This window comes from Coxiella endosymbiont of Ornithodoros maritimus (assembly GCF_907164965.1).
Taxonomy (GTDB): domain Bacteria; phylum Pseudomonadota; class Gammaproteobacteria; order Coxiellales; family Coxiellaceae; genus Coxiella.
In genome coordinates this window covers 1-9703 of the sequence record NZ_CAJRAM010000004.1, presented here as the reverse complement: position 1 = coordinate 9703, position 9703 = coordinate 1, and the positions used below count along the sequence as shown (strand labels likewise).

The window sequence follows — 9703 nt, the reverse complement described above, 5'->3', positions numbered from 1 at the left end:
AAAATAATGATCTCGTCTATCATCCCCGTATTTCACTGCGCTTCATACAGGCTACCTTCTAAAACAAAAGCGCTCGCCATTCGGGAGTCAGCAACTCGATCTTTTAAACTTCCTCACTTCAAAGAATCGATCTTCCCAAAAGATTGATGCTCAAAAGCATAATTATAAAAAAGGAGACATGTTGTTGACTGATCAACAATAAGACATTATTCTTAGTCCATTAGATTATAAAATACAGATTAGCATTTGAAAATAATAAAAAGGATATCAAGGATGCAACCTACACATACGCTAGAACTCAGCGAGTTAGAATATCAAGTTGATCATTTATTGCGTTCTTTAGAAAGATTAAAATCAGAAAATAATGCGTTGCGTAAAAAATTAGCCACTCAAGTTCGGGAGCGTTCATTATTGGTTGAAAAAAACTTTCAAGTTGCCCAGAAAATTAAAAAAGTAGTTACACAATTAAGGGAAGAAATGCCATGAGTGGCAACAACAGCGAGCAGAGCCTTATTTGCGTAAAAATCCTTGATCGCAGCTATCGCATTAAATGCCCACCCCAGCAAACCCAAGCACTTCAAGAAGCAGCCGTCTACGTGGAAGAAGAAATGCGGAAAGTGCGCCAAACAGCGAATATCAACAGCATGGAACGCATCGCTGTGGTCACTGCTCTCAATATTTTCCATGAACTCATGCAGTTGCGTAAACAAAAAAATAATTACATCGATGTCATGAATCAACGCATTCAAAATTTGCAACAACGAATTGAAAATTTTCTGGAAACAAATACTGAAATTGAAGTATAATATGAGAGTACCCTCTGTGACTCGTGGCAAGGACTACATATTTGAACCGATACGAATATGACAGGGAATTGGCTGTGGTCACACTGTTGAGCAAGCCCGTTTTTCGGGGTTTCATGAACCCCAGGGAAGCCTGAAGTCAGTGCTCGCCAGTCCCACCTGAACCTTTGGGTTCAATTAATGGACTTGCAACGATGTCATAGAGGGTTTTATGTGTTCAATGCTTAGCAAAAAGCAACTGCGCTATCAATTGCGCCAGCGCCGAAACGGACTTTCCTTACAAGAAAAAAATGAAGCTTCTGAAATCATTTCTAAGAAAATTGTGGCGCTTCCCATTTTTAAGTCCAGCGAACGGCTGGCGTTTTATTTATCGGATGACGGCGAAGTCGATATAAGAACCGCAGTATCAAAAGCGCTCGAAGTGAAAAAAGACTGTTTTTTACCAATTTTGCACTGCACTTTAGATCATCATTTAGATTTTTATTCGTATTGCCCCCAAAGCGAATTAATTAAAAACCGTTTCGGCATTGAAGAACCCGACCCAACGCGGGAAACACCTATCGCCACAAAGGAGCTGGATTTAATCTTTTTACCGCTTGTCGTTTTTGATAAAGAAGGTAATCGCCTGGGCCGCGGCGCAGGCTACTACGACCGCACCCTAGCTTTTTTAAAAGATTCAAATGCTCAAAAACCCAAACTGATCGGTGTGGCTTATGAGTTCCAAAAAATTAATTCAATAACTGCAGAAAAATGGGATATCCCTTTAAACAGCGTTGTAACTGAAAAAAATATTTATCACTTCTAACGTTTTCTTCGTAACAGAAATCCGATAGATAACAAAATTATTAATAATGGAACGACCACAGGAAAAATAATCGGGAATAAAATAATTGCCAATAATCCCCATAAAAAAGCAAATACAGCTAAAATTATGACACCGGCACCACTGAAAACTAAGAAAAACAGAATCGCAATGCTCAACACTACAATTGTAGCAATGATAACGCCCCAAACGCCTGCCGTGATAGCAAGGGCTAGTTCCAGCACCGGAAAGAGCAAATACCAACCGGCGACGACTAATAAAATAATAAATAATGCAATAACCCACGGGGAAGCCCGTCGCTTGCATGAAGGTGTTTTATCCACTTTAGATTTCCTTTTAATTAAAGATTCACGGTTTTAAACTATAGCGAATTTTAATCCATAATAATCGGAAACCCCGCCTGGCGCCAAGCCTTAAAACCGCCGTCCATTGATAACACATTTTTATAGCCCATTTTTTAATGCTCTCGGCAGCCAACGCGGAGCGAAAAAACCACCGCCGCAGTAGAGTATTAATTTGCGGTTGCGATTGGGATCACTCTTTCAATATCTCGTTTGATAACGCCTTCTCCAAGATGAATGGCCGAAGGCAAGTGTCCCTCATCCCATTCGCTTTCTTCGCGCACATCCAAAAGCTCAAAGTCTTCTTCATTGTCCATCATTTTTTTACAGTATAGATATCCGTTTCTTCAATGTGCGATTTTGATTCTTTGGAAAGAGCCACAAAACTAGGACTGAGTTCTTTCATCGTTTTCTCCTAAACTTCGTAACTATTCAGCCTGTGGATAGAAACGTCCATTTTTCAGCCATTCACGTTAGGTGCCTGAATAGTCACTAAACTTCCACTTCCGCTAAATTTCCTTTTTGCTCCAGCCAATCCCGACGATCCGCCGCGCGTTTTTTTTGCTAAGAGCATGTCCAAAAGCTGTTCCGTTTTATCTTTAGCCTTGACGGTTAATCGCACTAAATGACGCGTATCCGGATTCATTGTCGTTTCGCGTAATTGGGACGGATTCATTTCACCCAAGCCTTTAAAACGTTGGATACTAATGGCGCCTTTTAATTTTTCCGCTTTAATGCGATCAAAATAACTTCTTTTTCCTCTTCATCCAAGGCATAAAACACGTCTTTGCTCACGTCAATACGATACAAGGGCGGGCATGGCCCCACATACACATAGCCGCTCACTACTAAAGGGTAAAAGTATTTCATAAAAAGTGCGCATAATAACGTAGCGATATGATAACCATCGGAATCGGTATCCACTAAGATGCAAATTTTTCCATACCTAAGGCCTTCTAAATTACTGGAATCGGGATCAACGGCAATCGCTCTATAGCGATGTCGTGAAGGGCCTGAGAAGCTAATACTTGTTCGGTATCGACTTCCCACGTATTTAATATTTAATATCTTTCCACGAAGAGGCATGATGGCTTGAAAATTCTTATCTCGTGCCTGCTTTGCTGAGCCACCGGCTGAATCGCCTTCCACTAGAAACAGTTCGCACTGTATTGGGTCAGATAAAATGCAATCCGCTAACTTGCCCGGTAATGCAGGGCCCGTTATCACTTTTTTACGTTCAATTTTCTTGCTAATACGCAATCGTTTTTGCGCATTAGCAATCACCAATTCAGCCAGCGTTTTCCCGATTTCGACATTATGATTTAACCACAAACTAAACGCATCTTTAACGACGCCGGAGACAAACACAGCAGACTGCCGTGAAGTTAACCGTTCTTTGGTTTGGCCTGAAAATTGAGGCTCTTGCATTTTTACGGATAAGACATAATGGCATTGCTCCCAAATATCTTCGGAAGCAAGCTTCAAATTACGTGGCAATAACTTGTGGATCTCACAAAATTCACGCATGGCTTCTAATAAGCCTGTTGGCAAACCGTTGACATGCGTCCCACCTTGCGGCGTTGGGATTAAATTCACGTAACTTTCTCTAACGCCTTCGTCATCTTCAGGCAACCACGCCAGCGCCCAATCCGCTTTCCCCGTTTCTCCCGAAAAACTGCCCACCCACGACTCTTCGGGTAATCGTTCGCGATCGCGCAAGCTATCCACTAAATAGGTTTTTAAGCCTTCGGCGTAATACCATTGCAACTGTTGGCCGGTGTTCTCATCGATAAAATGAACGGTGAGACCAGGGCATAAAACGGCCTTAGCCTGCATAGTATGTTTTAAAGCGGAAATCCCAAACTTTACAGAATCAAAATAATGCGGATCGGGCCATAAATGACGCTTGTACCACTTTCCGATCTATTGCACGATCCCAGCGGGCGTAGTTTTGCCATTTTTTCACCATTGGCAAAATCCATTTGATAAATTTTGCCGTCTTTTTTTACCTGAACAGTAAGTTTTTTGGACAGTGCATTAACAACGGAGATGCCAACCCCGTGCAGCCCCCGGAATATTCGTAGGTTTTCGTTGAAAATTTAGCACCGGCGTGCAAACGCGTTAGAATTAATTCGACGCCCGTTAATTTGTGTTCGAGGTGAACATTGATAGGCATGCCGCGACCATCGTCAACGACTTCTAATGAGCCGTCTTTATAGAGAATTACCTCCACATTTTGTGCAAAACCCGCGATGGCTTCATCGACACTATTATCGATGGCTTTATGAGCAAGATGATTTGGGCGAAAAGTATCCGTATACATCCCAGGGCGGCGTTTCACGGGCTCTAAGCCACTCAACACTTCGATCGCTTGGCAGTATAGCCTTTGCCAATGGTTTTTTTCGTTGGCATTGCTCTTCGGTTCAATCCACGTTATCGTTCTTAACTTCATGATGGGCAACCCAGACTGTCATCCCGCAAAGCGGAAAAGGACAATTTTCATAAAATTGAGTTGCTCACGACAATGCAATTGTACACTAAGCTTATGCGTTATCTGTATACTTTGTTATTTTACGCTGCCTTGCCCTTTGTGCTGCTGCGTATGTTATGGCGATCTCGACGGGTCGAAGGTTATCGTTATCGTTTATGGGAGCGTTTTGGATACATTAAGTCGCTTGACTCTGATGTGCCTTCCCTATGGCTTCATACCGTCTCGGTGGGGGAAGTGATCGCTGCCGTTCCGCTGATTAAAGCGCTGTTGAACCATTATCCTCATTATTCCTTGATGGTCACTACAACCACCCCCACAGGTTCTTTGCAAGTCCAAAAAAATTTTAAAGACAGGGTTCGTCATGTCTATTTGCCGTATGATCTTCCAGGTCCCGTCAACCGTTTTTTAAAACGCGTGCATCCTCAATTGGCGATTTTAATGGAGACCGAGCTTTGGCCTAATTTATTGCGTTATACAAATAAGCGAAATATTCCCGTGCTATTAGCCAACGCCCGTTTATCCGAACGTTCGCTTCAAGGTTACCAAAAGATAGCCCCCCTCGTGCGAAAAATGTTAACGCAAATTAACTGCGTCGCTGCTCAAAGCCTAGTGGATGCAGGGCGTTTTGTTCACCTGGGGCTTTCAAAGGATCGATTGTTGGTCACGGGTAACATGAAGTTCGATCTTCATTTGCCCACTTCCGTTATCCAAGAAGGAAAATCGCTTCGAAAATCATGGGGCGAGCGCCTGACGCTCATGGCGGCCAGCACCCATGAAGGTGAAGAAATTATTGTGCTGGAAGCCTTTCGCCAACTCCGTGCTGAGTTTCCCGATGCGTTTTTAATCCTAGCACCACGCCACCCCGATCGGTTCACGAAAGTAGCCCGGCTGTGCGAAAACGCCGGCTTTTCAATCGTGAGGCGAAGTCTCCAACAATCCCCGACTCAAAAAATGGACATTTTATTGGGGGATACCATGGGAGAATTGTGCCGACTTTATGCAGCAAGCGACGTCGCCTTTGTCGGTGGTAGCCTGGTTCCGGTTGGCGGGCATAATTTAATTGAGCCTGCCGCTATTCAGCTCCCTATTATTAGCGGGCCTCAATTGCAAAATTTCGTGTTGATTAGTGAGTTGTTAAAAAGAGCGCAGGCCTTATTGATCGTAAACGATAGCGAAAGTTTATATCACGTGGTTTCTCAGTTATTTAAAAGCCCCGATGAAAGAAGCGCTTTAGGAAAGCGAGCCTATCAGGTCACTGCGGCGAATACCGGTGCTGTAAATAAACATATGCGATGGATCAGCAGTCAGTTAATTTCACCGAATTTGTAATGGAGGTGCCTCTAAATTGAAATCCTTATCACTAGCTATTCTTTTGGCATTATTCTTGCGACAATCTCTTAGCATAAAATGCGTATTCACGTATCCCGAAAAAAGGCCGGTGCGAATGTGGTAAGAGAATAGCAATGTACCTAAACTAACAAAAACTAGCACAGTGCATCTAACCCGATTTAGAAAAGCGCCTATGCTATTAACGCTATCAGAAATTTCTTATTTATTTTCATATTCTTAAACAACGAAATGGACTTTCTGAAAAATATCTAGGGCTTTCCACCTAAGAGAAAAAACCTCGTCCGACATACAAGGAGCTTCTGGTTCGGATTTCACTTTATCTTCATATGCTTTTACACATGTAGTGATTTCTTCCTTAACGGTACGTCGTATTTCTTTATGCACTTTTTCTAATTGACTTATTTTTATTTCTAATTTTTTCTTTCTTCCTTTACTATCCTCACCCCCCCATCTCTTTATTTTTTTCCTCTAGCTCAGCAATTTTATTATTTATAGGCTCCAAGTACCCCTCGTTTATTCCGTCGAGCAATTTCTGCATCAACTCACAATTTTTACTGAAAATAAGAAAATCAATGTACTTTAATTGCTGAAGCAATTGGTTGAAATTTAATGTTTTCCGTAATAATCGTCGACTAATTTCATCATGCATTCACAGCCAAACTTTTCTAATCCGCATTCTTTCGTACAAGCGTAATACAAGTTTACTGACATAGAATCCAACGCATTCAAGCTAAAAAATCCAACACCATCGACACTAGTTAAAATAGAAACAATTTAGGATGCTTGCAGGTCGGAGAGTTATCTTCATAAACAACACCGGCTAGTTTACTTAAAAGGTTGAAATTCTGCCGCGCCTCATCGAGGCATCCAAATGAATGAGTCTCAGCGAATTCAGAGATGCAAGTTTTCTTCGGCTTCGCGCATAAATATTCCGTTACTGAGTCGTCATTAAAAATGACGCAAGATAACGTTTCCCACAAAAGCGTTGGTAGGCCGTTCTCTTGTCCATTAATTGAAAGGATTTTTTGTAGAGCTTCGTTTTCAAGATCTTCGTACGATAATTGTTTCGCTTCGATAAGTGTCTAAAGATTCTCTTTAGCAGTGTTCGAACATTTCTTAATCGATTGGAAAGTAAGGTTGAAACGATAGTTGTCAATATCTTCTTCAAGCCATTTGTTAAATTCTACTCTTGATACGGGAGACCCTTTACGTTTTTTCTATTGCTTACTGGGGTACGTTGGTCATTAGATTGAGGAGCGCGAGGAAAAAGGATTTCACAAGCCCAGCCTACCTCCTTTGCACATTGATCCCCTTTCCTTGGATCGTAGTTTGGGCTATTAGGATGCTCCTTTTTCAAAAGTTTTTTAGCTTGCTTTTTAGCCTCTTCAGGAGTAACTGGTTCCGTCGCTCTAAGAATTTCACAGGCACGTTTCCGATCTGCAGAGGAGTTTTGGTCGCGAAAATCAAAAGAATGTCTCATTGGAAAACCCTCCTAATGAGCTATGACGGTGTCATGGAATTATTAACAGCTATTTTCTTCTCCTCCTTTTCTTCAATTCCGTGAACGGTAGCTGCGGGAGCTCTATAAAATTTGATCGAATTAGCGGGCCGCATTTCAATTTGAAGTGGGCGAAGCGGCCCCATGATATACTGACCTGCTTTTGCATTTTCATTCTGCGACTGCTTCCTTCTTTTGGATAGCAGCGCTGAGCGATTGAGTCAAACGATCTTCCCCCTCGGGGCAAAACAGCATTATATACGCCTGAACATCCGATCGATGTTGCTGTTTAATTCTAATTTCTGATCCCATCGCCCACTTGAGCACACTAAACTTGTACCACAGCTTTTCTTTTTTTACATCCTTCTGTCCTTGACTGTACCCCATAATTGCTGACACACGTCTCCGCCATAGTGGGTGGAATTGTTTACATACTTTACAAGTAACCCAAAATGGGCCAAGCGACATTACCTTGGAATTTAGGAGAAGGCTTATCGCCGTGTTGTATTACAATCTCGATAAGAGGTCTTAATGCCTCTTTGTCTTCTGCTCTCTTTTTGCTGTTATATAACAAAACTGCATATTCAAATAACGATTAGTAATTCTAACGATTAGTAATTCCGCTTTTTACGCCAGAATTCGCTATATAAATAGGGTAAAGGCATTTTAGGAAATCGAACCGCCTCGTTTAATTGTTCTTTTACCTCTCGGATATCCTTCGTGGCTGAAACAGCTTCCCATAACTTTTCAAAAGTATTCCATTTTTGGCAAAAGCTTCCTCCACTTTTCTATAAGATTCATTTAATTACTTTTATGCTTTTTCGCGTTTATCAAACTCTCCCTCTATCTCTTCAAGCTGTATGGATAGATCATACAAAATTTGAGGAATGCCACACGACAAAGGTCTCTCCTTTAACTTGTCCTGCATCTGGCTCAAACGTGATTCCAGATGGACTTTCAGGCAGACTTCGAGTATTTTATCTTTCTACTTTCAGAAAAAGATGGTTTCTGCAACCTGACGTCTTTCCTTCAGAAAAGCTCTATCTAATATCAATTTTATTTTTTCTTTCTGACTTTTATTCAATTCTTCTATGAGATATCCATTTTCTTTGGCAAAATTAATTATGGTTTCCGTCATAATTTCCATTGTCACCAGACAACACTTAAGTCGCAGCCATTCGAAACGCATTCCTTTCGATTCACTTACCTAAGTCTTGAAAATACAGGTGTGACCCCCAGAATACAGCGAAGTTTGGTTTCATTATACCCATCAATGACTTTTTTAGCGGGGCTGTCAGGTTTAGCAATTTGCTGTTCATAATATACCTGACACTGGTCCTCTTGTTTTTTATCTAAGTCTAAAGGGGATATCGCTGTTTCAGAGGCAAGGTTAAACAAAGAAAGCTTGTCAGAAACCGATTCGGTCACTGATTGAAAAGGGATTTTTCTGTTTAGTTCATCGGATTTCTTTAGCTCATCATAAAACAACAACGCAGGGGTATCTTTCCAGAACTATTTTCTTGTTAGTTAGAGACCTGAATTCAACAAATTGAGTAACAGCCAACCAGATAGCACGTCCTTAAGTTAATGGGAAAATTCCCTTATTATAAATTTATCGCTTTGAAACACCAATAAACAGAGTCAATCGTTTTGAAGTTAATTTATTATTTTAAATAAAAAGCCGCTGCTTAAAGTTCCATTAAAAACTATTTTAAATATCCTCTAGAGAATTTAATCAATTCTCACGCCACGGCGGATCTACAAAAAATTTCATGAGCCTGGTCACTCGAATGCCTTCACGGCCACAAGAACGCTTTAAATTGCCGATAATTTATGCCACACTCTGCTTTTCAACCCAATGGCTCTCACTTAAGGTGGTTTTTCCAACTTGTCTGGGGCCCTCAATAAAAACCATTTTCTTTTTGAGATTTTCCCGGATATATGGAGTTAAATAATGTTCCACGGGCACTTTCCTCTGTACTGCAAAACAGTCAGTTCACTCGGCACACGGCATCAGAAAAGTTTAAATAAAAATATGCCTTCAAACGATGTAATCCATACCCGTCACCCTCTCGCGAGGTCCATCCTCTGGGTTGTGAAGAATACATATCATTAGCCACAAGCACAGTAAATTCATTTTAAACTTCGTGATTCCACGCAAGGGAAGTCCAGGCGCACCTTCGTGGGCCGCGCCCGTGTGCACTGGATCCCTGACTACGCGTGTCAACTTAAGGGAGCCAGGTAAAGAGGGAATATCAAGTAGTTAAAAAAAGCCCGTCATCTTCGTGCGTAGGCTGCCTACCGACAGACAAAGAATCGAAGGCTTTGACGGCCGAAGCCACGGGGATTGTGAGTTTCCATCATGATATAAATAGCGTTCAGAGAGAAATCCCCAGA

11 protein-coding genes, 1 other RNA gene and 2 pseudogenes are annotated in these 9703 nt (G+C 41.6%); 6 read left to right on the top strand and 8 right to left on the bottom strand.

Annotated features, from left to right (window positions below; genetic code table 11):
* Nucleotides 1-22 precede the first annotated feature (22 nt).
* The 5 genes and pseudogenes from OWO34_RS09635 to OWO34_RS00290 all read left to right on the top strand — a co-directional run.
* A pseudogene (locus OWO34_RS09635) lies at nucleotides 23-147 on the top strand (hypothetical protein); the annotation flags it as partial.
* 99 nt (nucleotides 148-246) lie between these two features.
* On the top strand, nucleotides 247-486 hold the full coding sequence (locus tag OWO34_RS00305) for a TIGR02449 family protein (RefSeq protein WP_267256149.1): 240 nt from the start codon (nucleotides 247-249) through the stop codon (nucleotides 484-486).
* On the top strand, nucleotides 483-806 hold the full coding sequence (locus OWO34_RS00300) for a cell division protein ZapA (protein ID WP_267256148.1): 324 nt from the start codon (nucleotides 483-485) through the stop codon (nucleotides 804-806). The genes OWO34_RS00305 and OWO34_RS00300 overlap by 4 nt, the downstream gene beginning before the upstream one ends.
* 8 nt (nucleotides 807-814) lie before the next feature.
* Nucleotides 815-1013, top strand: a non-coding RNA gene (gene ssrS / locus OWO34_RS00295) — 6S RNA.
* A gap of 1 nt (nucleotide 1014) precedes the next feature.
* Nucleotides 1015-1608: a 5-formyltetrahydrofolate cyclo-ligase gene (locus OWO34_RS00290; protein ID WP_267256147.1), complete on the top strand. Its 594-nt coding sequence runs from the start codon at nucleotides 1015-1017 to the stop codon at nucleotides 1606-1608.
* On the opposite strand, the gene OWO34_RS00285 is transcribed toward OWO34_RS00290, so the two are convergent.
* From OWO34_RS00285 to OWO34_RS00265, 5 genes and pseudogenes are all read right to left on the bottom strand, one after another.
* The gene (locus OWO34_RS00285) at nucleotides 1605-1949 is read right to left on the bottom strand and encodes a hypothetical protein (RefSeq protein WP_267256146.1); all 345 of its coding nucleotides are present in this window, start codon (nucleotides 1947-1949) and stop codon (nucleotides 1605-1607) included. The genes OWO34_RS00290 and OWO34_RS00285 overlap by 4 nt on opposite strands.
* Nucleotides 1950-1999: 50 nt before the next feature.
* A pseudogene (locus tag OWO34_RS00280) lies at nucleotides 2000-2373 on the bottom strand (rhodanese-like domain-containing protein).
* A gap of 54 nt (nucleotides 2374-2427) precedes the next feature.
* Nucleotides 2428-2643, bottom strand: a complete 216-nt coding sequence (locus tag OWO34_RS00275) for a hypothetical protein (RefSeq protein WP_267256145.1) — start codon at nucleotides 2641-2643, stop codon at nucleotides 2428-2430.
* Nucleotides 2644-2684: 41 nt separating this feature from the next.
* Entirely contained in the window at nucleotides 2685-3803 is a 1119-nt protein-coding gene (locus tag OWO34_RS00270) for a toprim domain-containing protein (protein WP_267256144.1), read from the bottom strand.
* Between the two features lie 169 nt (nucleotides 3804-3972).
* Nucleotides 3973-4329, bottom strand: a complete 357-nt coding sequence (locus tag OWO34_RS00265) for an ATP-binding protein (RefSeq protein WP_267256143.1) — start codon at nucleotides 4327-4329, stop codon at nucleotides 3973-3975.
* 162 nt (nucleotides 4330-4491) lie between these two features.
* On the opposite strand from OWO34_RS00265, the gene waaA reads away from it, so the two are divergent.
* Nucleotides 4492-5787, top strand: a complete 1296-nt coding sequence (waaA, locus tag OWO34_RS00260; RefSeq protein ID WP_267256142.1) for a lipid IV(A) 3-deoxy-D-manno-octulosonic acid transferase — start codon at nucleotides 4492-4494, stop codon at nucleotides 5785-5787.
* 460 nt (nucleotides 5788-6247) lie between these two features.
* Here the strand turns inward: waaA and OWO34_RS09440 are convergent, their stop codons facing one another.
* The 3 genes from OWO34_RS09440 to OWO34_RS00245 all read right to left on the bottom strand — a co-directional run bounded on the left by OWO34_RS09440 (nucleotide 6248) and on the right by OWO34_RS00245 (nucleotide 8797).
* A complete protein-coding gene (locus tag OWO34_RS09440; protein ID WP_323808248.1) occupies nucleotides 6248-6457 on the bottom strand; it encodes a hypothetical protein in 210 nt (69 codons plus the stop codon).
* A gap of 1020 nt (nucleotides 6458-7477) precedes the next feature.
* Nucleotides 7478-7705: a hypothetical protein gene (locus tag OWO34_RS00250; RefSeq protein WP_267256141.1), complete on the bottom strand. Its 228-nt coding sequence runs from the start codon at nucleotides 7703-7705 to the stop codon at nucleotides 7478-7480.
* Between the two features lie 804 nt (nucleotides 7706-8509).
* Entirely contained in the window at nucleotides 8510-8797 is a 288-nt protein-coding gene (locus tag OWO34_RS00245; protein ID WP_267256140.1) for a hypothetical protein, read from the bottom strand.
* Nucleotides 8798-9703: the final 906 nt, after the last annotated feature.